Source organism: Vibrio sp. RM-69-4 (assembly GCF_024743775.1).
Classification (GTDB): domain Bacteria; phylum Pseudomonadota; class Gammaproteobacteria; order Enterobacterales; family Vibrionaceae; genus Vibrio; species Vibrio anguillarum.
Map to the genome: position 1 here is coordinate 32,213 of NZ_JAMQXI010000063.1, position 24,537 is coordinate 56,749.

Consider the following 24,537-nt stretch of genomic DNA (forward strand, 5'->3'; position numbering starts at 1 on the left):
AAGAAGGCGCAGTGTGAAGGAGAAAAATTATGGCAAAAGTTGAATTTAAGAACATTAAGAAGTCGTTTGGTCATGTGGATGTTGTTAGGCATTTTGATTTCACGGTGAATGATGGTGAGTTTGTGGTATTTCTTGGCCCATCGGGTTGCGGAAAATCAACCACATTACGCATGTTGGCGGGGCTGGAGTCGATTACGGCCGGTGATATTTACGTTGGTGACAAGTGGATGAATAACGTAGATGCCAAAGATAGAGACTTAGCGATGGTGTTCCAAAGTTATGCGCTTTACCCACATATGAGCGTGTATGAAAACATCGCGTTTGCATTGAAGTTAAAAGGCATGCCAAAAACTGAAATCGATAAGGAAGTGCGTAAAGCGGCAAAAATGTTAGAGCTTGACCCGCTCCTTGATCGTAAGCCTAAAGAGTTATCCGGCGGTCAACGCCAACGCGTGGCGATGGGGCGTGCCATGGTGCGTACGCCAAAAGTGTTCTTGTTTGATGAGCCACTGTCTAACTTAGATGCCAAACTTCGTGGTGTGATGCGCGAAGAGATCAAGCAGTTACATCGTCAGCTTAAAACCACCACTATTTATGTTACGCATGATCAAATTGAGGCCATGACGCTCGCTGATCGCATTGTGATCCTCAAAGATGGCTATGTTGCGCAAGTCGGTACGCCAACAGAGGTGTTTCAACGCCCGGCGAACAAATTTGTGGCGCAGTTTATTGGTAACCCTTCGATGAACATGCTTGATGCACAACTTATCCAGCAAGATGGCGAATGGCTTATCCAACTGGGTGACATCTTTATCCCGCTTCCCGAGCGATTTAAAGCGCATGCGTCTAAAAACCTCGCATTGCATGTCGGTATTCGTCCCACCGATATTCACTTACGCGCAGAACAAGTTAACCATGAACGCGTCTTGCCAATTGCCGTCACGCTCAAAGATAAAGAGTTGCTCGGTGCGAGTATTTTGTTGAAAACCCATGTTGCAGGCCAGCCTTTGATGGTGGAAACCCAAGCGGCAGAGGTAGAGGTGACGAAGGTTACACTCTATCTCGACCTAGATGCGATTCATATTTTTGATGCGCTGAGTGAAAACTCATTGGCCAGTTTTTAATGGTGAACAAGACGATGACAATAATAAAGCAAGCCCCTTATTTCGACGTTTGGCCCAAAATAGAATCAGCAATCAAAGCTGACCCTGAAATTGAACAGCAAGTAGCAAGAATCGTCGGGTTGATGACCTTAGAAGAAAAAATTGGCCAGATTATCCAACCAGAAATCCGCGATATTACGCCGCAAGAAATCATCGATTATAAGATTGGTACGGTACTCAATGGTGGTGGCTCTTGGCCAAACAGCAATAAACATGCACCAGCCAGTGAATGGGTAGCGAAAGCAGATGAATACTGGTTTGCCGCAGAAAAAGCTTATCAAGGTCGCCCATTTCATATTCCGTTTATGTGGGGGACTGACGCAGTACACGGCCACAATAACGTCTTTGGTGCAACCGTATTTCCGCACAACATTGGGTTGGGGTGCGCGCGCAATCCTGCCTTAATTCGCAAAATTGGCCGTATTACCGCGCTGGAAATCGCCGCGACGGGTATTGATTGGACCTTTGCACCAACCGTGGCTACCCCTCGTGATTTGCGTTGGGGGCGCTGCTATGAAGGTTACGCTGAAGACCCTGAAGTGACTTATGTTTATGCCAGCGAAATGGTCGCAGGTTTGCAAGGTGACGCCATTGACTTACAAGGTGAGCATCATGTGATCTCAAATGTCAAACATTGGGTGGGTGATGGCGGTACAGTGAATGGTGTTGATCGTGGCAGCAATACTTACAGTGAAGATCTGCTGCGTAACGTGCATGCCATGGGCTATTTCAGTGGCCTTAATGCCGGTGCGCAAGTGGTGATGTCTTCATTTAACTCGTGGGATAACCAAGCGAACTACGATCACGCGCCGCACATTTCAGGTGATTACAACCTCAAAATTCATGGCAGTAAGTACCTACTCACTGATGTTTTGAAAGATCAAATGGGCTTTGATGGATTAGTTGTAACCGATTGGCATGGCCATTCTGAAGTCAGTAAATGTACCGATGGTAATGCGACTTACGCTATCAATGCGGGTAACGATATTTTAATGATCCCTATCCGTGAGCATTGGCAATCAGCCTATCGTCAGGCGGTGAGCGATGCCAAAAGTGGAGTACTGAGCCAGAGCCGAATTGATGATGCTGTGACGCGTATTTTACGGGTGAAAATGCGCGCGGGTTTATGGAAAAAACCGCATCCTTCAGCGCGAGCTTTGGCTGGTCAGCAATCTCTGATTGGTTGCTCTGAACATCGTGCTATCGCTCGCCAAGCCGTGCAGCAATCGATGGTACTATTGAAAAATAACAAGGGTATTTTACCACTCAAACGTGGGTGCAAGGTTGTGTTAACGGGCAGCGGCGCCAATGATTTGCAAAAGCAAGCGGGCGGGTGGAACCTCACTTGGCAAGGGGATGAAAATAACTTAGCCGATTTCCCCGGAGCCACCACAGTGAAAATGGCGTTAGAAGCCGAATTGGGCATAGATAATGTTTGCTACGATCCAGAATTAACGGGTGATTGGCAAGCGGGTGATATTGCGGTTGTGGTGTTTGGTGAAGATCCTTATTCTGAAATGATGGGTGACATCAAAGCGTGGCAATCTTTGGAGTTTTCAACCTTGAAACGTCGCTACCGAGCAGATAGCGAAAAAATCAAAGCGTTTCATAAGCGCGGCGTAAAAGTGGTATCGATTTTCTTTAGCGGTCGTCCACTGTTTGTCAATGAAGAAATATCCTTGTCTGATGCTTTTGTTGCGGCATTTTTACCCGGCAGCGAAGGACGTGGCATTACTGATGTTTTAGTGGCTAAAGAGAATGGTGAAGTTAATATCGACTTCTCTGGTACCTTGTCATTCAGTTGGCCCAATAAAAAGCGCAGCACCTGTGTGAACCGTATTCCTCCTCATATTCCCAATTATGTCGTGCCTGAATGTGAGCAGTCTCCTGTTGGGGAACATGCTCCTTTATTTGAATACGGTTATGGGCTTAATTACGCTCAAAAAAAACAAACTCGAGATTTGGATAACCTTGATCTAGATATCGACTCAGAAGAAGCAAAATGGCAAGCAACACGTGCAGAGCATCTGTATGGCATTATGGCGACGATAGGCGATTATCAACTTAAAGTGTCGGATGCTGAACATTGGATGGGCGTGGATGTATCACGCAACAACGTGATGAAACTCGGTGCTGTCCGCACTAAGCCGTATAACTACCAGCAGCAGCAAGACGCCGTTGAGGTAGAAATTCTGGGGGGTGGAGCAATGGTTTATGCGCAAACGGGGCTAGGGCAAGCGGAAGATTTCAGCCATTACGATAATGCGCATGGTGTGGTCAGTTTTGAGATTAAAGTGCTCAGAGCGGCAACAGAACCTGTTTATTTGGCACTGCAACGCGCGGTTGTGCCTGGGTGTTTGGGGGATATTGATAACGTGGTTAAAGTGGACGTCAGCCACTACTTCTCCACCATCACTGATAGCTTTACGCGCGTGAACATTGCTTGTTCACATTTCTCCGAGCAGGGATTAAGTTTTACTCATCTCGACACGCCCTTCTCATTATTTACTAATGGTGAGTGTCAATTTGTGATCGCCAATATATGTTGGGATACACAGTAACAAGAAACGATAGACTCCTTCTCCGTGTGGAGAAGGAGTGCTTCTAAAGGGCCAAATATTGCCATGAGAAAATCAAAGAAAGCACCCACTGTTTATAATGTCGCTAAGCTTGCCGGGGTTTCGGCAAGCACTGTCTCTCGTTTTTTGAATCGCACCACTTACGTATCGGATGAAAAAAGCCAAAATATTGAACGTGCAATTAAAACCCTTGGCTACAAACCTAGTTACCCAACCAGTCATCTAGGCAATAAGCGTTCGATGACTATTGGTGTATTGGTGCAGCACGCAGAGAGCCCTCACACCAGTCGAATTCTGAATGACATGGAGAAGGTATTAATGACCCAAGGGTATTCACTGGTGATTGCCACAGGTCAGTGGCAGAAAAACTTGGAAGCACATGCACTGGAGTATCTTGCCAGAAGCAATGTCGATGGAATGATCATAGTGACAGGCAGTTTAAAAAGCGATCAAATCCTCAAATATGCTCAATCGATTCCCATCATTGCTGTCGGCCACCAAATTGTTAGTAATAATGTACGTTGCATTAATGTGGACAATGTACTCGGCGGTTATATTGCCACCTTGCACCTATTGCAATTAGGGCACGTGAACATTGCTCATATAAAAGGGCTCGCTAATCAGCCTGATTCAACCGCCCGTTTCACTGGCTACCAAAAAGCGCTTCGTGAAGCGGGAATTAAGCCTATGCCTAAACTCATTAAACAAGGTGACTTTAGCTCTGAATGTGGGTATGAAAAGACGGTTGAACTGTTGCAGTCGAAAGTCCATTTCTCGGCTATTTTTGCTGCTAATGATCAAACAGCTTATGGTGCCATTAAGGCGTTAACTGATCACGGTGTGCGAGTGCCAGATGATGTTTCAGTGATTGGTTTTGATGACTTACCTGTCTCTCAGTATTTCACTCCGGCCCTAACGACATTACGCCAACCAATTGAAGAGATCGGTGCGGTGTGCGCGCATTCCATTCTCAACTTGCTCAGTGGTGAGAGGCACGATGCTAGGTTACCCCCTATCGATTTAATTGTGCGAGAGTCCACAAAGTCTATCTACCGTTAATAAAAAGCCCTCGTTAGAGGGCTAGTAGGACATGAAATTATAACCGTCGGAATTGGCGAACTAATGTGCCTTGAGAGCTAAGGTTTACCACTAAATCCTCACATTCATCTTCGTGTATCGTTGGCTTATAACATCAATATGACTTACGACTTGACCTTACGAGTAAGCTTGCCACAATGTGCGCATGCAATAACTGTAGGGAAAACAGTATGATATTTTATTCTTTTGGGCGGCTAAAACCCATCGCGTTACTCTTAACTTCTTTACTTTCATCAACCTCTTTCGCTGCTATCAATGATGCGCCTGTGGTTGGCGGGCTGTTCAATTCGGCGCAAATATTGAAAAATCAAATGGCGTCGTCTTTAAGCTATTCAACGCGCTTTGCCCGTGATTCGACCTTATTTACCATCGCCGGGGTAACACTCGATAGCTATATCCTTATGTTGCCTTTAGATGCAAAAACAAAAGCTCGCGTTATTGCACAAATTTCTAACCCAACTTACGCCATCCCGCTGGGCTACTTTTTATATCAATATTATGATCGTTATACGGGGTTAGAAAATGATGATGTATTTAAACAGTATTTAAGTACTGTTTATGACGCAAAGGTTTTAAAGGGATTCGAGCATAGCCTCTACCATTATGGGGAAGAGGTGGTGAGTGAACAAAAAGAGAATATTAAAGATCAAGGGCATCATGAAGGGATTAAAGTGGATGCCCAATTTATTGCGGCCATGGTGACTGTATATGATGCCTTGGTTGAAATTGGTGAGTGGCAACAGCTTGAGAGATTGCCGGATCACTATCAATATCTGACGTCAAGTGAACCCGATCGATTACTGATTAATAAAATCCAACCGATAGTGATCCAAATTATTAGTCAGGCTGCTAATGGGATGGATGAAGGAGAGATGAAGCAAGCCCTTTTTGGGGTATTAGAAGATGCAAAGCCAGAAAATACGGCACGAGTGAACAACAAAGCAGAGGCAATCACGGTTACTTTGATTGATTTTGTGCGTATGAACGTATTAAAAGGCTACCGCCAATTTGTCTATCAGCAAGAGCGAGAACAAGCACTAAATTCCTGGTTACAAAAAGCACTTGATGATGATCCTCAAGCATTGATTGCGTTTCTCCGCTCTCAGCAACAACGTCGTATGGCAGTGCAGCTCACCGTGGATGGTTTGCAACAAGGGCTGATCGAAGGTTTGGTTGATCCGAGTAAGCCATTTATTCGCAAAGCTCACCAAGATCACAACAATCGATTGAGCACTAAGCCTTCTTCAATGGAGGTGGTTCAACCCGAACATCAGCAGCAAGTACGTTTCATGCAGATATTGGCTGAGCAGCCTTATCACGATCCACATTACTTGCCGTTTTTTAAACGCTTGTATCGTGATCATCGCGCTTCTATTACTCAAGTGGGCATTTCATCAACACCAACGATCAGTGTGCGTAATTTACCGATCATAAAAACAGGAGCGAAGGTGTCCGGCCAAGGTGGTACTGGCATACCCAATTTCCACTTTGTTGATCGCCCAACTGACCGAGCTTATTACTTTTTTGGTAATGATGCACTGCAGCTTGATCGCTTACTGGTTAAAAACCAAGTACAAACGATGTTTGATCGCCTCGCTTACCTCAACACCCTCAACTGCAATGCGCAATACGATTGGAATGCTCACACCACTTATGATGGTTTAGTGAATTTGGGGGCGGGTGAGGCATTACGTGATTTTGGTGAAAAGCGGTGTGTGCGTGAGCTGAAAGAGCGCGCGATTGTCGAACGTGAACTCCAACAGTTGCGAACGACATTAGTTGAAGAGGTCATGCGCTATCAGCAGATAAGCAAGTGGGATTTTTATACTCGCTGGACTCGCCATCAAGTGCTTGCTCACCAGTTGAAACAACTTGCACAAAAAGAACTGAAAGGAATGCCCGACTATACGCTGATTTATAATCCATGGCCGGATCATTTTGCTCATTTTAGCGGCCCATTTAGCGATGAAGTCATCATGCCAACTGGGGAACTAAACCGCCTCGATTACTGGCTAGCGCAAATAGAAGCAACCTATCAAGATGCGGGAGTATATAACCGCACGTTATGGGGCATGGCTGGCGATCATGGTTTAGCGCCTGTTTATTTCTCCCTCAATCCAGAAAAACAGATCTTTGAGCCGCTAGCGTCGCAACTGGGAATAAAACTCAAGGTGAAGAAAATCTCATCGGATGAGGGAGAAGGGCCAAAAATGACGAATGCGATTAACGCGCCGTCAAACAAAGGGATTGATGTGGTCGTCGCTTCCACTGCGGGTGGAAATTTTATGATGGATTTCTTTAATGCAGAAGCTGGATGGGAAGTTCAACCGATTTATCAAGAGCTGATCCGTTGGCAACCGATCCATTCTAAGTCAGGGCAGCAGGTTGATGTGATCGATGAAACCGTAGCGCGACTTGCTGAAAGCCTAGATTATTTAGTCGTGAGAGAAAAACCATGTGATTTAACGGACTGTTCTATACGGTTGGTTGGCGAGCGGCAAGGTAAACGAGTGGATGAGTGGATTGAAAAAAAGGGTGATAAACTGCGCTATTTTGCTAAATCGGGCCAGCCATTGCTGCTTGGCGTTCAGCAGCTAAATGCTTATTTGTCGCCTCCTTCATCTGACGAGCTAGAACATTATGCACAACTCGTCGAACATTGCGTTTATCACGCTAAAGCGAATCAAGCTGAGACGTGGTGCTCAAGTGCGCAGTGGCGAGAGTTAACACGTTTTACGTCCCGTCCAGATTCGGTTAATCAGCTCGCTGCTATTTATGAAGACGACCGTGCGGGCACCATTAACCTATTTCCTAAAGAGGGCGTTGGCTTTAATACTAAAGTTCCGGGGCGTCATGCGGGTGAAAGCTATCTAGAAAAAGATGCTTTTATCGGTTTTTGGGGGAGCCCGATTGGCAATCAAGCCACGCCGCTCGGTTCAGTCGAAAATGGCTCACTTGCGCCCACTCTTTATCACTATTTAACGGGAGACGAAGTTAAAGTTGGCGAAGATGGTTGGGGTTATCCATCTGTTCTTAAACAGCTGGATATTCGCTAGCGAGAGTTAGCCGTTATGACTGCCAATGAAATAAGTGAGCGTTAGGCTTTATTGAGTGAGGAACGTTGGCTTGTTTCATTGGCTTCGATTGCAGCCTTAAGTGGCAGGTTGATCAGCACGTTTAAACTTCAAACGATTTTTCACATCTCGGCTATCGAGAATACGTTGGCTGTGGTCAATATCGAGCTTGGATTTTGCCAAGCGATCATACAGCAGCACATTGACGCTCGCGGCCAAATTCATGCAACCAATCGTTGGGATGTATACAACCTCGCTGGCTTGGTTGACTATCTCTTGTGGAATAGAACCATCTTCAGGGCCAAACACATACAGCGCTTTTTCCGGGTGAATAAACTCGGGCAGTGGTGTGGCCCCTTCTGCCAGTTCAACACAGACGATTTTCATCTCACTTGGCAAGTCCTGCGTGATCTCTACCATCGCGGTGAGCGGGATTTTACTTTGAATGTTTTTTGTGTCGGTTTGAAATTTCACTGCGCGATCATAACGCTCACCACTGTAGCGAACCGCGCACGCTTGGTAGCAACCTGCCGCACGCATCACACCACCTACGTTGGTTGGGCTTTTAGGGTTACACAAACCAATGATCACTGACATTTCACGTTCCACAAAAAATCCTCTCACAATTTGGGGCGGGCAGTATAACGCTAAAATTTGCCTTGAAAGAAAAAATATCGATAAATCGTTCAATAGTTTTTATATTTTTCGTGACCTTTCTTGGAGTACTCAAACTGTCGTATTTCTTACATCAATATTTCATAGGGGGATGGCTTAATTTATTTTTTCACAGTTAAAGGATGAAAACGTGAAGATTATTAATAAAGTCATGCTATTTGGGTTGTCTCTTGCTGCTCATGTGGTATTGGCGGACACCGATATTTATTTAACCAATAACTCTGCGCTGCCAATGTCTATTGCCGTGAAACAGACCGGATCTGATCAGTTGCAACAAGGCAGTGAATGGCAGCAACACAGTGAAACGCTAGGCCCGTGGGAAACTAAAATGGTGCTCAGCTTTAACCGCTGGCAAGGGGTGAAATCTGGCAAAACGTACCAATTTGAAACCATGGTGACTTTGCTGCAAGGGCAGGTTTTCTCTTTACAGCAGAAGATGGAAGGCCATTGGTATAACTCAAGCATTGAGCATGGGGTACAAGCACGAGATGTTCCTCTTCAGTGGCAAAATGATCGTGCGGTTCATCGTTATTACTCAACGCAGTTGATTGAACGTCCAACCGAGCTTGCGTTTAAATCCGTCAGCACCACTCGTTACGACGATATTTATTACACCATTACGCCAACGAATACAGAAGAAACACCCGACGCTGAGACCTTAAAAGTGATGACCTATAACGTTTGGGCGTTACCTGTGATTGCTTCAAATATTGCCGAGCGTTTTGCTATCATCCCTCAACACATCAAAGGATATGATGCCGTAATGCTGCAAGAAGTGTTTGCTGCGGGGCGTGATGCCTTTCTTCGAGAGCTGGCAAAAGAGTATCCGTACCAAACGAAGATGCTCGATAAGTCTGGGGTGAATATCCATGACGGTGGAGTGATCATCGTCAGCCGCTACCCAATTGTTAACCAAGGACAATATGTCTTCCCTGATTGCTCGGGAACTGACTGTTTTGCTGATAAAGGGGTGAATTATGCTGAAATCATCAAAAATGGTCAGGCTTATCATCTGTTTGCAACGCATACTGCCTCGTTTGATACCGATACCGCTCGCGATTATCGTCAACGTCAGTTCAGACAGATGCGCAGTTTTGCACAATCGTTCTCTATTCCCAGCACAGAAACGGTGATTTATGGCGGTGATTTTAACGTGAATAAACGTAAATTTGCCGATGACTATCAAAACATGCTCGCGAATCTTGCGTCAACCGAACCTAGCTACGCAGGCTATACCGAATCAACGTTTGATCCGCGTATCAATGATTTTGCAGGAGAACCCTTATCCGGTGGTGAAAACGTGGAGTACCTCGATTATGTGGTGGTAAGCCAAGAGTTTGCACAACCAAGCGAACAACAAAACCGCAATACTGTGCTGGTGCCAAGAACCACGGACGAGCGTTTATGGCAGCATTACAATTTATCGGATCACTTTCCGGTTAAAGCTGAGATCCGCTAGATGCGTTGGGTTAGGTTATTGATCTGCGTTGCCTTAGTCGGCAGCGCAAGTTATTGGTGGGTGAAGAGGGATGAGTTTCCCACTATCCAAACACCCCCCAATAGAATTGAGGTTGCATTGCCGGGCACGGTGCGTTTGCCAGAGCAAAGTAGCGTTGCTTTGCTGGCTAATCGCGATCATCAAACCCATGAAGAGTGGACACTCGTTGGTGAAACGCTGCAAACAGAAATAGGCAAAGCGCTGAGAGAGAGAATAGAGCAGTTTTGGCAACAGTGTCGTCAGCAAAATGTGTGCGCTGCGCGGCTACAACAATTACAAACGCAGTTGCCCCATGAACGCTATGAGCTGGTTGCACTCTATTGGCAAAAACAGGCGGAACGTGACGCGTTGCTTGGAATGGAACTCATCAGTCAGGATACGGAATTAGGTGACAAAATGGCTTATGTAAAATCGATTGATCAACAAGTATGGGGGCGACAAGCGGATATCTTGTTTGCTGATCAGTACGCTTATGATGATTTTGTACAGCAACCCAATGACTACGAAGGCATTGCTTCCGTAGAAGAGGCGTTGCAGAGCATTGAACAGCGGCTTACACAGCATCAATATCAATGGGATGCCTTTTCATTAAACACAGGTAATGCACGCTATGAACAAGCGATTCGGCTGATCCCTCAACATTTATCGTTAGAACAGCGCTTAGAAGTACAACAAGGTTTGGCCGAACTTTACTTAAATGAACATGAGCGCAGTGAGGTGGCCCATCGCCAAATCGAGCAACAAGCGCAGGCTGCTCAAGTCATTGACTACCAGCAAGCGTTAGCGCAGTTAGAAAAGATGCTCTCAAACCAGAGAAAGACAGCCTATGCCACCCTTTCGACAGAAGAGTGGGTACGCTACGCGGCAAAGCAGCGTTATGAGTTTAGAAAAGCATTTTTTGCTCGTTAGGATGAATAAGATAACTACAGCGCTCTTTATTCACTCGCCATGAACCGTTAAACTCACCAGCAAATAACTGACTTGGATTGATCATGGCAACCTTATCTCTACAAGAGCAAATGCTAAAAGCGGGTTTAGTTAACGCCAAAAAACTCAGCAAAGCGAAAAAGAGCTCTAAAAAATCGCGCGTGCAAGCACGTGAAGTGAAAGCGGCAGTAGAAGCGAATAAAGTCGAGCAACAAGAGCGCGACAAGGCACTGAATAAACAGCAAAAAGAGCAGTTGTTGAGCAAAGAAATTCGTGCTCAAGTCAAACAACTGATTGAGATGAATAAGCTGGATCTAAAACACGGTGAAATCAAATACAACTTTGTTGATGGTAAGTTGGTGAAGTCACTTTATGTCGATTCATTGGTTCGTGATCAACTGAGTAAAGGAATCCTGGCTATCGCGCGTTATGAAGATGGCTATGCTGTCATCCCGGGTGTGGTAGCGGATAAAATCTTCATGCGTGATGAAGAGAGCATTATCGAAAATAAAACTGCCGATGAATCTCTACCTGCTGAAGATGATCCGTACGCGGATTTCGTAGTCCCTGATGATTTGATGTGGTAATTCCTTCCAGCTCTCCTTCTCAACGGAGGAGGGCTCTCGTTCTCCCTTCCTACCTCTACTTTCCACTTAGCCTATTTCCCCCAATGGTTTCGGTACTAATAGACAGAGTTTGTTGACAATGTTTGATAATCAAACTAAATTTAAATCAAATATTTTGATCATCAAACTAAGTGAGTGGGATTTTGCAGTTTACTACCGAGCATCGTCATAACTTTATCGCTAGCGCAGACCAAAATGAGAAACGCACGTTTTACGTTCTTTTGCTCACGCTTGTCACCATGGTAGCGGAGATCATTGCTGGTACTATTTTCGGTTCGATGGCTTTACTTGCCGATGGTTGGCATATGGGTACTCATGCGGCTGCTTTCTGCATTACGCTGTTTGCTTACCGTTATGCTAGAAAGCATGCACACAGTGAGAAGTTCTCATTTGGTACAGGTAAAGTGAGTGTGTTGGGAGGCTACACCAGTGCGATTGCATTAGGTATTGTGGCGTTGCTGATGGTGGTGGAATCGGTTCATCGTTTATTCAATCCCGAAGCGATTCAATTTAATGAAGCGATTATTGTCGCCATCATTGGCTTGCTGGTGAACTTAGTGAGCATGCTATTGTTGCATGATAACCATCACCACCATCATAGTGACCATGACCATGACCATGACCATGACCATGACCATGACCATGACCATGACCATGACCATCACGATCACAATTTACGAGCTGCCTATTTGCATGTTCTTGCCGATGCCTTGACTTCTCTTCTGGCGATTGTGGCGCTCTTGTTTGGAAAATATTATGGCTGGAACTGGTTAGATTCTGTTGTAGGCATCGTCGGCGCTGCCGTGATTGCTAAGTGGACAATAGCTCTTATCAAGCAGACTAGCCCCATTTTATTAGATGAAAGCATCGAGCAACCCTATCGACGTTTAATTGAAGAAGAGCTAGCCGCATTTGCGGTGATTAAAGATCTCCATATTTGGAAAATCAGTGGTCATCACTACTCAGCTGCGATTATCTTAGAATCTCATGTTGATAAAACCGTGGCAGAATATAAACAAATACTGGCGAAGTTTGATAAAATCCACCACCTTACCCTTGAAGTTCACCCGATGGCATGATGAGTAATATCGAAAAACTGAATCAACAATTAACGGAATTTTACGACAAGATGTCCTCATGGGAGCAATCTGTGGTGCGAGACACCGGCTACTCTCTGGCGCAGATCCACACCATCGAGGTGTTAGGTATTCATGGCGCGCTGAGAATGAAAGAGTTAGCGCAAAAGCTCGGTATCACAACTGGTACGCTCACCGTTCAAATAGAGAAGTTAGTGAATGCTAAGTTGATTGAACGCGGCGCGCACCCAGATGACAGAAGATCGATTGTCGTGACTTTAACCGCGGAAGGTCAGAAAATTCATCGCCAGCATAATCAGTTGCATGTGGAGTTAGTGAAAGATCTGACGAGGCACTTGGATGTAAACGAAGAAACAGTATTACTCAACAGTCTGCTAAAAATGAACCAAGAGTTTTAAACTATGACCAACCACTTGCGACTTGCAAGTGGTTGGTCAGCTAATTTTCTGTTTTATTCTACCTGTAATGTTACATCAGAAAAATTCGAGTATGCATCGATCATGATATGCAGATCCTCAGAATTTTGCTCGGCTAAGCATTGCTCATTACTTCCTGATTGGTAAGGCCGACAATCAAAGACTCTTTTGGTCGGTGGATTGCCTGAAAGGGTATAGAGATCGGCATCGCCTTGCCCAGAGGTTATCGAAATTTTTACCGCTGCTTGGCGTTCTGATGCAGGTAAAATGAATCGTTTTTGTTGGCCTTTGCTCAAGGTGATGCCAGTAATGCTTTGCCCACGTTGGATGACGCCATCTTGCGGAGGTGGAGTGCCTCCTTTTTTCCCTACGGGCAACTGGTTATCAAAAAATGGTGCAACTTGAGGCCAGATTTTGCTGATTTTGACCCCTTGGTTTTCACATCCCCCAAAGTGGTGTAGTGCAATGACTTTATGGCTCTCAGAGGTCAATACAGGTGAACCAGAAGAGCCGCCAATAGTGTCACAAAAATACCCTGTGTCGGTATTGGCACCGCGACCATTGGTAGAGGCTATATCAATTTGGCACATGCCAGAGCCATTTTGATCGCTTTCTATCGCCAACTCTTTGGGGTTACCAGCGCCGTGTTGTGGAATATAAATACTCGTGCCGTAGCTGGGCTCTGAATTGTCTAAGCCTAAGTAACTAAATTGTCCTAGCTGCTCGAAATTAGCCACCGTGAATAATGTGTAGTCCAAGGTATAATCGGTGCTTAATAACTGATCGCCCATGACCTTTACTGTGGTATCCAAGCTACCGCCGCAAGTCGTGCGTTGGTAATTAAACCATACTTCAGTATTTTTTAGTTCAGAGGCTGTTGATACACAGTGGTTATTGGTGATCATGTGATTATTGGGCCCGACACGCCAAGCCGTGCATAAGCTACGGCCATCAATCAGTAGCCTTGCTACGGCGCTACTCCACGCCACTTTTTCAGGGTGTGAGTTGCTCCAACAAGCAACATCTTTTCTTTCATTGATGCCACAGGTTGAAAACAACCCAGAGTTATCAGCGGCTAGGTTCGGTTGTGGTAACGTGGCACTTTCATTCCCTGCCATAAAATAGTCAATCGAGATTTGTGCTTGGTCAGGATGTTCACCGGTTTTCCACTCCACAATAACGCTATCCCCATTAATCGAGCGGGCAAATAAAGGCCCGTTCTCTGAACTGTCGTAGGTGATACTTTCATTGCTGTGTGGAGAGCGTAGTGTGACGCTTCCCCCTTTGCTGAGTTGAAACTTATCAAAGTGGACCTTAATAAAGCTGGCTCCCGGCGAATGGATTGGATAGTGAGTGGTTAGAGATTGGTGGGTTGTTAAAGAATGCGGATGGATTACTTTATCCGCAATGGTGGGGAGTGATTCTTTTTCTATTGAAGCAGTCGCTTGAGTAGAACTCAACACCACTGCTGCTATTAAGCCAAGTAGACGTATTGATAATTGCATTTTGATCTCCTCTATGTGGCAATAAATGCCTCATAAAGCATATGAGCCTATGAGAGTATTGGCTCAAAAATAGTCTCGATATGTGTGTAAACTTAATTGTGCGTAATATTATCAATAGCAGTCCTCTCCAGTAGTATCTCGATGATGGTAGAGGAATGGGGTCAACAAAAAGTATCACTGATCAATCATTAAAGCGTCAAAATGATACTTTCTGTCGGATGTTGTATGGGTGATGCTGCTAGACTTGTTCATGAACTTATTCATAGGAGAAAACAATGAACTCGACGATTTTTAGCTCGGCCATCGTCACCACGACGTTAACCACCAGCTTATTATTTGCAGGGATGGCAAACGCTCTGCAACTCAGCAGCCGTGATATCCAAGAAGGTAACCCGATGGCAAAAACCTTTGAATTTTCAGGCTGGGGTTGTTCTGGGGAGAATCTTTCGCCGCACTTAATTTGGACTGATGCACCACAAGGAACCAAAAGTTTTGCTATTACGGCTTTTGATCCAGATGCTCCGACAGGAAGTGGCTTTTGGCATTGGATTGCGCTGGATATTCCAGCGACAGTGAGTGAGCTAGCACGTGGGGTTGAAGTCAAAAAGCTCGGTGCAATAGAAACACGTATCGATTATGGCAGCGTTGGTTTTGGTGGTGCTTGTCCGCCAGAAGGGCACGGAATGCACCGTTACCAGTTTACGGTATGGGCTCTCCCGACGGAAAAACTCAATTTGGCGGCCGATGTATCACCTGCGGTGGTTGGTTTTACCCTCAATAGTTTGGCGTTAGAAAAAGCGACGCTGACCGCAACCTATACACGCTAATTCATGGGGGAGTGATGAATCACCAATACCAAGTCACCACCTTTCGAGCCGCTCAGCAACAAAGGCTGAGAAATGTGAGGATTCACTCTCCAAGCTTGATTCAGATCCAATCTGGCAGTAAAAAACTGTTTCATAAGGAAGAGGCCATTAATCTATCGAGCACTTCGTTATTGTTGTGTGAGGCCTCAGCTTCGCTCAGTTTCGAAAATTTACCAGAACACGGTTACTTCTCTTCAAGGCTGTTCAGTTTCACCTACCGCCCGACCGAGGCGATGCTTGCGTTAAGCGCAAGTCATGATCGCCCAGTTATGTGGCCTGTGATTTCAACCAGCCCTTCACTGAAAAGTTCGCTCAATGCGCTCGCCTCGTTCGATCTTTCGTTAATCAGCCAAGAAACCCAAGCCTATCTACTGATGGTGTTATACCAACAATTGGCTGAGCAAGGTGCACTGCATTGGCTCTTTGAGAGTAATTCTCTACCCTTTGAGCAGAAGCTGAGAAACTACCTCGCCCAGTCACCAGAAGAAGAACATCCACTTGAGCGGGTAGCAACGCACTTTGCTATGAGCCGCGCGACCTTAATTCGACGCTTAAAGCAACATGGCACCCGTTACCGTGAGGTTTTGGCTGAAGTGCGTGTGAATCACGCACTGAACTTAATGCAAAGTGGCCAACAAAATATAGCGATATTGGCACAGTGTTGCGGTTACCAATCGGAACAGCGATTTAATCAACGCTTTCGCAGTCAGTTTGGTTTAAGCCCCAAAGCGTATTTACAAACTCTTGGTATGCGAGGTAAAGGTGCGCCAGATAAAGAGACAAAAAAACAGCCCATTTTATCCAATGAGCTATTTTAAGATTGAGGGTAGATCAAAGCGGTTTAGACACTTCATCAACTAAATACAAAATGGATTGATATGGAATGCCGCTGTGGTGCGACAGGCCAATTTCACAGGTACGGCTATTACTGAATCCGCGTTCGCAGTGAGCAGGGACTTGCTCTTTGAGCGGATGAACGGCCGCCGCATTCAGTTCTGGCGTGGTAAAGCCTTTATCGCCCGCCCAGCCACAGCATTGAATATGCTCTGGCACAATCACCGTGCTGACGCAGGTTTGGGTCAATTTGAGCATGTCGGCTTCCAATCCCATTTTGCGTGCACTGCAGGTGATATGCAGCATCACAGTCTCTTCTTTGGCTTTGATCGCTAAAGAATCCAACAGATACCTATTGACAAAACCGACGGGTTCTAAGATCTCCAGTGGTTTGGTAAATTGTTCAATACTGCGTTTTGCACACGGGCTGGTATCCATCAATACCGGATATCGCCCTTGTTGGCTAGCTTGCCATAACGCGGCTTCTAACTGCTGCGCTTTTGACTGCGCAAGCTCATTCATTCCCTTGCTGTCATAGGGCATACCACAACATTGGCTGTTGAGCTTGTTAGGTAGGATCACCTCATATCCTGCTTTGTTAAGCAGCGATAAGGTCACTTCGGTTAATGGTCGCTGATCGCCCGCGCTATTTTGTTGGCCCATATTTCGGCTTGCACAAGAGGGCAGATAGACGACTTTTTTCTCACGGCGCGGCAGGTTTTCTACTGCAATGGTTAAGTTCTGATGATTGGCTTGCGGCAGTTGTGGATACCAAATAGGCGTTTTGCCTTTGCTGAGTTTACGCAAGCCGTTGGTTGCGCCGCCGACTAACTTGTCGCCCAGCCATTTGATCGCCAATTGGTTGGCACTGAGGCCGATTTTAGCCACGGCTGTGGTGGCGGCAAAGTGATCCGCCGTCCATGTAGCAATGGGGATGAATTTTTGGTATTTCGCGGTGCGCAGCTTTTTCACTAAATCACCAGTGTTGATGCCAACAGGGCAGCGCTCAGCGCATAAGCCAGTTGCGGCGCAGGTGTCTAATCCTTGGTATTCAAAGACTTTTTCAAGCTCAGAAGCTTCTACCGTTTCACCTTGCTCGCGTCGACGTTGTAGCTCGCGGTACAAGACGATTCGTTGACGGGGCGAGAGTGATAGCGTGCGAGACGGACAAACAGGTTCGCAAAACCCGCATTCGATGCAGCGATCGACCAAGGCATCAGCTGCTGGCATTGGCTTTAGGTTAGCTAAGTGGGAACGCGGATCATCGTTGATTATAACGCCGGGGTTGAGCAAGCCTTGTGGGTCAAACAGGGTTTTGATTTGTTGCATTAAGGTGTAACCGTCTTTGCCCCATTCCAATTCCACATACGGTGCCATGTTACGGCCCGTGCCGTGCTCGGCTTTGAGTGAGCCTTGATATTTCACGGCCACCAGCTCGGCCACTTCATCCATAAATGCGCCGTAGCGGTCGATCTCACTTTGGCTATCAAAGCCTTGTGTAAAGACAAAATGCAAGTTGCCTTCTAGAGCGTGGCCGAAGATGATGGCTTCGTGATAGTGGTAGTGATCAAACAGAGCCTGCAAGTCGCGCACACCATTGGCAAGGCTTTCTACCGGAAACGCCACATCTTCAATGATGACGGTTGTCCCCACTTCGCGCACCGCGCCCACGGCAGGGAACATCCCTTTGCGAATGCCCCATAAGGTTGCCACCGTCTTGGCATCGGAGGTGAATGGTACGGATTCGATGATCTGGTAATCGCTTAGTGTTGCCATCACGGCGCTGCATTGCGAATGAAGGGCCGCGTGATCGCTGGCGTGAGACTCAATTAGCAGCGCAGCGGCTTCTAGATCCAATTGCGCAATAAATGCGGGCATGCCGGCTTTGTCAGCGACAGAGCGCATCGCGCGTCCATCCATCATTTCGACTGCCGCAACTGGGGTTTTGGACAGGGTCGTAACCGCTTGGCTAGCCTGCTCAATATCAGCAAAGACAAGCAGCGCTGAGGCTTTGTGCGCGTGCTCAATGACGGTGTTGTAGGTGATGTCGGCAATAAAACCGAGTGTGCCTTCCGACCCAATCATCAAATGTTCAATGATTTCAATCGGATCAGAGTAATCAACGAGAGCATTTAGGGCATAGCCAGTGGTGTTTTTTAGGCGATATTTGTGCTGAATAAGTTTTGATAGTGTGTGATTTTGCGCCGTTTGTACGTGAAGTTGAGTAATACCTTCAATCAATTCGGGTTTAGCGATTTTGAATGCAGCGATGCTTTCTGGGTTTGCGGTGTCGAGCACGGAACCGTCTGCGAAGACGATCTTCATACTATCGACAGTGCGGTAAGAGTTTTGCGCGGTGCCGCAGCACATACCACTGGCGTTATTGGCGGCGATTCCACCAATTTTGCAGGTGTTGATTGAGGCTGGATCTGGGCCGATTTTGCGTTGAAAAGGGGCAAGGTATTTGTTGGCATCAGCTCCGATGACCCCCGGTTGTAGGGTGATTTTTTTGCCCTCATCGTGAATGCGATGACCGCGCCAGTCATCGGTTAAGGCGATCAAGACTGAATCAGAAACTGCCTGACCAGATAAACTGGTGCCAGCGGCGCGAAACGTGCAGTGAACGCCAAGCTCGCGGCAGCTTTTAATGGCAAAAATGACCTCATCAAGGCTTTGTAAGCGCAGCACAATTTTCGGCACCAAGCGATAGAAACTGGCATCAGTGCCATAAGCAAGGCGTTTTGCCTGCTGCGTGATGATGCGCTCAGGGTCGATGCGCGTAGCGAGTTGCGTTTCCAGTTGACGATAGGTGGCGTCTGAAAGAGTGCTGGCCATCATTGTTTCCCATTTTAAATTGAGGTTGTGGATAGGTTAACGTGCGGCTACCGTTGGTTTGTCATCATGAGATTAAAGTTTGACTAACGAGTCTCGTGACAAATCGGCAATGGTTTTCGCTCCGGTTAAGGTCATGGCAACGCGCATCTCTTTTTCATATAAATCGAGCAAGTTCTCAACGCCGCTTTGACCTTGCGCCGCTAATGCATAAACAAACGAGCGACCCAGCAGCGTACAGTCCGCGCCCAGCGCGAGCATGCGTACCACATCAAGCCCAGTGCGAATTCCAGAATCGACCAGAATTTTCAGGTCGCCCTTCACCGCATCAGCAATCGCAGGTAAGGCTTTGGCGGTTGACAATACCCCATCAAGCTGGCGACCACCGTGGTTGGATACGATAATGCCATCAGCGCCAAATCGCACCGCATCTTTGGCATCTTCTGTATCTAGAATGCCTTTAATGATCATCGGGCCGTCCCAAAAGTCGCGGATCCACTCTAAATCTTTCCATGAAATGGAAGGATCAAAATTCTCACCAAGCCAACCAATGTAGTCTTCCAATTTAGTCGGCGTGCCACGGTAGGCAGAAATATTGCCTAAATCGTGTGGCTTGCCGAGCAAGCCGACATCCCACGCCCAGCTTGGGTGTTTCATCGCTTGAAACACTCGGCGCATCGCCGCATTAGGGCCGCTCATGCCAGAATGCATATCGCGGTAACGTGCGCCGGGAACGGGCATATCCACGGTAAACACGAGGTTTTTTACCCCCGCGGCTTTGGCGCGCTCCAACACATTTTTCATAAAGCCGCGATCTTTAAGCACGTAGAGTTGAAACCAAATTGGTCGAGCCAGCGCCGCTGATACTTCTTCGATCGGGCAAACCGATACGGTAGACAGTGTAAAAGGAATGCCCTTATTTTCAGCCGCGCGCGCCGCTTGCACTTCGCCGCGCCGCGCGTACATACCAGTTAAACCAACAGGGGCAAGAGCAATCGGCATTGCAAGCTGTTCGCCAAACAGTTGTGTTTCTAAACTGAGCTCTGACATGTCATTAAGCACGCGTTGGCGCAGTGCGATATCGGCTAAATCGGCGGTATTGCGTGTGAGCGTGTGCTCACCGTATGAGCCACCATCAATATAATGAAACAGAAAAGGAGGCAATTTCGCTTTCGCGGCAGCGCGATAGTCGGTGGAGGCTGAAATAATCATAGATTGAATCCTAATTTGTACAGAGCCGCCGCCTAGCGAGCTCTGCATTTATTACACAAGATTAATGGTTATAAAAACCAAGTTGATACCAAGTCACATCACCAAACTTAGGGTTGCTGGGTCATTAGTACATCGGTCATATTAAAGCCGTAAATCACCACTAAACCGATAAGGCCAGTCATCACAAGGTAGTAGAAAGTCGGGATAATGGTTTTGCGCAGCGTGGCTCCTTCACGGCCCAATAAACCGAGCGTTGCTGATGCCGCGACGACGTTGTGAATCGCAATCATATTGCCCGCCGCTGCGCCAACAGCTTGTAGCGCAATGATCATCACACTGGAAATAGAGAGCGTTTGCGCCACTTCAAACTGGAACTGGCTAAACATCATGTTCGACACCGTATTTGAGCCTGCGATGAACGCCCCAAGTGCGCCAACGGTGGCACTTAATGCAGGGAAGGCATCACCGACTAAACCCGCGGCAAAATTGGCGGTAGTGACTGGCATGCTCGCAAGCTCTGCGCCATTGACGCCAGAATTAATAAAAATGCGCACCATAGGGATAGTGAATACCAACACAAAACCCGCGCCGATCAGCGTTTTGCTTGATTCACCGAATGCTTTGATGAGCGGTGTCGCACTGCGCGACTGCAATATTACTGCCAGTAACGCGACAAAAACCAAGATGCCACCGGGAAGATAAAGCGGTTGAATGGCCGTGCTGATGCCTGTTTCAGCCAGAATGTTGTTAAAGGATAGGCTCACTCCAGCCAGCAGTGACTTAAATTCGCTGCTCACACGGCTTGCCACAAGGATAACCGCGAGTAGAACATAGGGAGTCCAAGCCAATGCAAGGCCCATCGGTTTAGCTTTGATCTCTTCAATATCAATTTTTAATGAGCCTAACCACTCTACGGGCCACGATTTTTCTTCTGGAAAATCCCATTGTGATTTTGGTACTAAAAAGCCTTTTTTCGCGGCCGTGACAACCAGTGCCAAGCTGATCAAGCCACCGATTAATGAGGGAAATTCTGGGCCAAGAAAGACGCCCGTTAGCGCGTAAGGCACAGTAAAAGCCAAGCCAGAGAAAATCGCAAAAGGCAAAATATCTAACCCTTCGGTCCAGCTTTTGTTTTTACCGAAAAAGCGCGTCAACATCATCGCCATTAATACTGGCATCAATGTACCGACTATCGCATGGGTGATGGCGACACTGGCGGTGATTTGCTGTAAATACACATCCCAACTTGAACCGTTGCTGATCAGCGTTTCGGTGATGTTGTGCGTATCTAACCCCTTGTTTACCCCAACAATAATGGGCGTTCCCACTGCGCCGAAAGAGACAGGAGTGGATTGGATCATCATCCCCATCAATACGGCAGCCAACGCCGGAAAGCCAATCGCAACCAGCAACGGAGCCGCGATAGCCGCCGGTGTACCAAAACCAGAAGCGCCTTCAATAAAAGAGCCAAAACACCACGCAATGATAATGGCTTGCACACGGCGATCAGCCGAAACATCAGTAAAACCGTTACGAATGGTGGTGATAGCACCAGTGTGTTTTAAGGTGTTGAGTAGGAAGATTGCGCCAAACACAATCCAGAGCACGGAAATCGTGATACCGAACCCTTGCAAAACAGAAGCGAGCACGCGGTTTGCCGACATATCCCAAAAGGTGAGGGCGATGGCCACAGTTAATGCAAAGGCCACGGGCATCGCCTTTTTCGCAGGCCAGTTGAGCCCGACTAAAAGAATCGCTGCCACCACAATGGGGGAGAAGGCCACTAGTGCCAGTAAGGTTTCGTTCATTGGATACTTCCTCGTAAAGTGTGCTCTTCGTACTAGCTCTAAATAGTAGGATAGTTGAGGAGCAGACATCCTGTAGGGGCTACAGACCTTTCGGCCACGTCGGGTAGCTAAATTATTATATTTGTGATTTTTTTGTTAATTCGGGGTGAATTTACTCCTTTATTTTTTATGGATATAGGGAAATAATGAAAATAATTAATTCCAAAATTGACATAATAAGATGCGAGCAGACGACCTAATATTGTTTTCACAAGTGATGGAACTGGGAAGTTTTAGTAAAGTAGCAGAACAGAATAGCCTTACAAATTCAGTAGTTAGTAAAAGAATGGCGCGTTTAGAAGAAGAGTTAGGCGTGCAGCTATTATATCGAACTACGCGTAAATTAACCCTGACTGAAGCGGGCAAGGCACTGTTACAGGGTGCGAAAAATGTGAAGCTTGCCACTCAAGAAGCCGTCGATGCGGTGGCTGGGTTTGGTGAAAATGTCAGCGGCCACATCAAAATGTCGGTACCCACCATATCAGGCGATCTAATATTGGCCGACGCGGTTGCGGAATTTTGCAATTTACACCCCGGCTTAACGGTAGACATGTCGCTTGATAACCGTTTTGTTGATTTAGTGGAAGGAGGTTTTGACCTAGTGATCCGCACTGGTTACTTGGAAGATTCAAGCTTAATTGCGCGGCATATTTTAGACTCGCAATGGGTTGTGTGCGCTTCTCCCTCTTATATTGCGAAAAATGGAAAACCGTTAAAACCGGAAGATTTAGTCAACCACAACTGCTTTCAATATGCCTACCAAACCACAGGCGCTAGCGAGTGGGAATTTAAAGGTCGCAAAGGAAACTACATTGTCACAGTCTCGGGCTGCTTTTCTACGGATAATGCCACGGCACTGAGAAAAGCGGCTTTAGGCGGCCACGGCATTGCTTATGTACCGCGCTGTTTGGTTTATCATGATTTTCGTAACGGCCAGCTAGTGGATATTTTCCCGGAACAAGTGGGCAAAAAATTGGGTATATATGCCGTGTATCCCTTTACTCGCCAACCCCCGAATAAAGTCCGCTTGCTGATAGAGCACATCCGCGCCCGCTATTTGACTATTTCACACTATTTTTAAGTGTGACTTATGTAAAGCATGTATCCGGTCTGTGTGAGTTTGATGTACCAGAGGGTCGAGGATCCGATGGGTGCTATTATATCCATAGCACCCTATGTAGAATTCTACATAAATTGGCAGAATGCTATTTAAGACTATCAATTCTCAATTTTTTCAAATGCGTACTTATCTTTGATATAGGTATTAAAGTACGTGCCATGGCTAGAGGTATTAAGGAAACCATTCCAAACGGGTTCGGGGACACCGTTGTATCGATAGCCACCACCATATCTGAATCGAATATCCAGGTGTTCAGAAATCGCTGAATAGCCTAAATGAGATGTCGCGGACGAAGAGGACAGGTGCTGTTCGAAAAGCGGGTAAGGTGTTAGGTTTTCGATAATCTGCGTCATGTAATCCGCTAAAATAGGTTCTGCATTATCTTTGAGGTAAGCCTCTTCCAAACCATGGCCATATGATTCATCGCGGTCAGATGTACTTACTGGGTCAGCGGGTACTGCACCAAGTGAGCGTCTTACCGCCCACATCGGCCAGTCGTTGTCGTTGGTAAATGTTTTGGCTATGTCAGTGTGTGCGTTGCCAAAAGAGCCGCCAACATGGAATGTCGGGTTTGCGATACCTAGGTAACCGAGCATTGGGTAATCACTTAGCTTCGCACCAGTAGAGTAAGTGTAGGAGTTCGATATTTCAGTGAACAATCGGTTGCCATAGAAGTTGCCTTGGGAATGAGTTACTAACAATACTCGGGTACAGTCATCCATCGTCAAATTCAGCAAATGCCTCATGTTTTGGTAATCGCCTTCATCTTGGATGGATTCAACATCTTCGACGATTTCGGTGAAGAACCAACTGAATGTACCTGCCAGATCATCAATGATGTTTAGGTTGTGACCGAGGATAAAGTTTTCGAGTAAACGGCCTTCATCCGCTCTTTTTTGTTCTTCAGTCATTTTATGAAAAGCCACTTCTGCAACTTGGACTAAAAAAGCTTCATCTATTTATGGCTACGTTATACGCAACTTGGACATTTCGATACTTTTCATATTGACCTAAGTGCTTGTCCTGAAATCTGTCTAGCGCGTCTCTATTGGATCGTGCGCCTTCAGGGCTGGTGAACATCCCATTGACATAAAAGAGCTGAAGTTTATCTACGTTATCAACACATTGGCCTTGAGCGGAAGAAACTAAAGACATCATCGTACTCAAC

18 protein-coding genes are annotated in these 24,537 nt (G+C 46.5%); 12 read left to right on the plus strand and 6 right to left on the minus strand.

Features of this window, described 5'->3' with window-relative positions:
- Positions 1-29 precede the first annotated feature (29 nt).
- From NB504_RS09310 to NB504_RS09325, 4 genes are all read left to right on the plus strand, one after another.
- Positions 30-1,124: an ABC transporter ATP-binding protein gene (locus NB504_RS09310; RefSeq protein ID WP_013868152.1), complete on the plus strand. Its 1,095-nt coding sequence runs from the start codon at positions 30-32 to the stop codon at positions 1,122-1,124.
- Positions 1,124-3,724 carry a glycoside hydrolase family 3 protein gene (locus tag NB504_RS09315; RefSeq protein WP_258428711.1) on the plus strand — a complete coding sequence of 867 codons (2,601 nt, stop codon included), beginning with the start codon at positions 1,124-1,126 and terminating at the stop codon, positions 3,722-3,724. Before NB504_RS09310 ends, NB504_RS09315 begins: the two co-directional genes overlap by 1 nt.
- Positions 3,725-3,787: 63 nt before the next feature.
- Complete coding sequence (locus NB504_RS09320) at positions 3,788-4,801, plus strand: LacI family DNA-binding transcriptional regulator (protein WP_258428712.1); 1,014 nt, start codon at positions 3,788-3,790, stop codon at positions 4,799-4,801.
- A gap of 176 nt (positions 4,802-4,977) precedes the next feature.
- Positions 4,978-7,896, plus strand: coding sequence for an alkaline phosphatase family protein (locus NB504_RS09325; RefSeq protein ID WP_258428713.1), 2,919 nt, complete (start codon positions 4,978-4,980; stop codon positions 7,894-7,896).
- 96 nt (positions 7,897-7,992) lie between these two features.
- Here the strand turns inward: NB504_RS09325 and NB504_RS09330 are convergent, their stop codons facing one another.
- Positions 7,993-8,523, minus strand: coding sequence for a TrmH family RNA methyltransferase (locus NB504_RS09330; RefSeq protein WP_010320227.1), 531 nt, complete (start codon positions 8,521-8,523; stop codon positions 7,993-7,995).
- A 217-nt stretch (positions 8,524-8,740) separates the two neighbouring features.
- Here NB504_RS09330 and NB504_RS09335 point away from each other — a divergent pair, with 217 nt between their 5' ends.
- The 5 genes from NB504_RS09335 to NB504_RS09355 all read left to right on the plus strand — a co-directional run bounded on the left by NB504_RS09335 (position 8,741) and on the right by NB504_RS09355 (position 13,135).
- Entirely contained in the window at positions 8,741-10,048 is a 1,308-nt protein-coding gene (locus tag NB504_RS09335; RefSeq protein WP_231494667.1) for a sphingomyelin phosphodiesterase, read from the plus strand.
- Positions 10,049-10,996: a hypothetical protein gene (locus tag NB504_RS09340; RefSeq protein ID WP_231494643.1), complete on the plus strand. Its 948-nt coding sequence runs from the start codon at positions 10,049-10,051 to the stop codon at positions 10,994-10,996. It abuts the gene before it with no gap.
- Between the two features lie 83 nt (positions 10,997-11,079).
- A complete protein-coding gene (locus NB504_RS09345) occupies positions 11,080-11,601 on the plus strand; it encodes a DUF2058 domain-containing protein (RefSeq protein ID WP_026027777.1) in 522 nt (173 codons plus the stop codon).
- A gap of 182 nt (positions 11,602-11,783) precedes the next feature.
- Entirely contained in the window at positions 11,784-12,719 is a 936-nt protein-coding gene (gene dmeF / locus NB504_RS09350; protein ID WP_258428715.1) for a CDF family Co(II)/Ni(II) efflux transporter DmeF, read from the plus strand.
- Positions 12,719-13,135, plus strand: a complete 417-nt coding sequence (locus NB504_RS09355) for a MarR family winged helix-turn-helix transcriptional regulator (protein ID WP_129533202.1) — start codon at positions 12,719-12,721, stop codon at positions 13,133-13,135. The genes dmeF and NB504_RS09355 overlap by 1 nt, the downstream gene beginning before the upstream one ends.
- A gap of 53 nt (positions 13,136-13,188) precedes the next feature.
- Here the strand turns inward: NB504_RS09355 and NB504_RS09360 are convergent, their stop codons facing one another.
- The gene (locus NB504_RS09360; protein ID WP_258428716.1) at positions 13,189-14,658 is read right to left on the minus strand and encodes a serine protease; all 1,470 of its coding nucleotides are present in this window, start codon (positions 14,656-14,658) and stop codon (positions 13,189-13,191) included.
- A gap of 275 nt (positions 14,659-14,933) precedes the next feature.
- Between NB504_RS09360 and NB504_RS09365 the strand changes: the two genes are divergently transcribed.
- Together NB504_RS09365 and NB504_RS09370 are read left to right on the plus strand one after the other, a co-directional pair.
- Positions 14,934-15,485, plus strand: a complete 552-nt coding sequence (locus tag NB504_RS09365; RefSeq protein ID WP_258428717.1) for a YbhB/YbcL family Raf kinase inhibitor-like protein — start codon at positions 14,934-14,936, stop codon at positions 15,483-15,485.
- A 14-nt stretch (positions 15,486-15,499) separates the two neighbouring features.
- The gene (locus NB504_RS09370; protein ID WP_258428718.1) at positions 15,500-16,342 is read left to right on the plus strand and encodes a helix-turn-helix transcriptional regulator; all 843 of its coding nucleotides are present in this window, start codon (positions 15,500-15,502) and stop codon (positions 16,340-16,342) included.
- A gap of 13 nt (positions 16,343-16,355) precedes the next feature.
- On the opposite strand, the gene NB504_RS09375 is transcribed toward NB504_RS09370, so the two are convergent.
- From NB504_RS09375 to NB504_RS09385, 3 genes are all read right to left on the minus strand, one after another.
- Positions 16,356-19,196, minus strand: a complete 2,841-nt coding sequence (locus NB504_RS09375) for an FAD-binding and (Fe-S)-binding domain-containing protein (RefSeq protein WP_405054805.1) — start codon at positions 19,194-19,196, stop codon at positions 16,356-16,358.
- 69 nt (positions 19,197-19,265) lie between these two features.
- The gene (lldD, locus tag NB504_RS09380; RefSeq protein WP_026027779.1) at positions 19,266-20,402 is read right to left on the minus strand and encodes an FMN-dependent L-lactate dehydrogenase LldD; all 1,137 of its coding nucleotides are present in this window, start codon (positions 20,400-20,402) and stop codon (positions 19,266-19,268) included.
- A 107-nt stretch (positions 20,403-20,509) separates the two neighbouring features.
- A complete protein-coding gene (locus NB504_RS09385; RefSeq protein WP_258428719.1) occupies positions 20,510-22,210 on the minus strand; it encodes an L-lactate permease in 1,701 nt (566 codons plus the stop codon).
- Positions 22,211-22,430: 220 nt separating this feature from the next.
- Between NB504_RS09385 and NB504_RS09390 the strand changes: the two genes are divergently transcribed.
- A complete protein-coding gene (locus tag NB504_RS09390; protein WP_013868134.1) occupies positions 22,431-23,330 on the plus strand; it encodes a LysR family transcriptional regulator in 900 nt (299 codons plus the stop codon).
- A gap of 137 nt (positions 23,331-23,467) precedes the next feature.
- On the opposite strand, the gene NB504_RS09395 is transcribed toward NB504_RS09390, so the two are convergent.
- Positions 23,468-24,280 (minus strand): KTSC domain-containing protein, encoded by an 813-nt coding sequence (locus NB504_RS09395; RefSeq protein WP_258428720.1) that lies wholly within the window; start codon positions 24,278-24,280, stop codon positions 23,468-23,470.
- Positions 24,281-24,537: the final 257 nt, after the last annotated feature.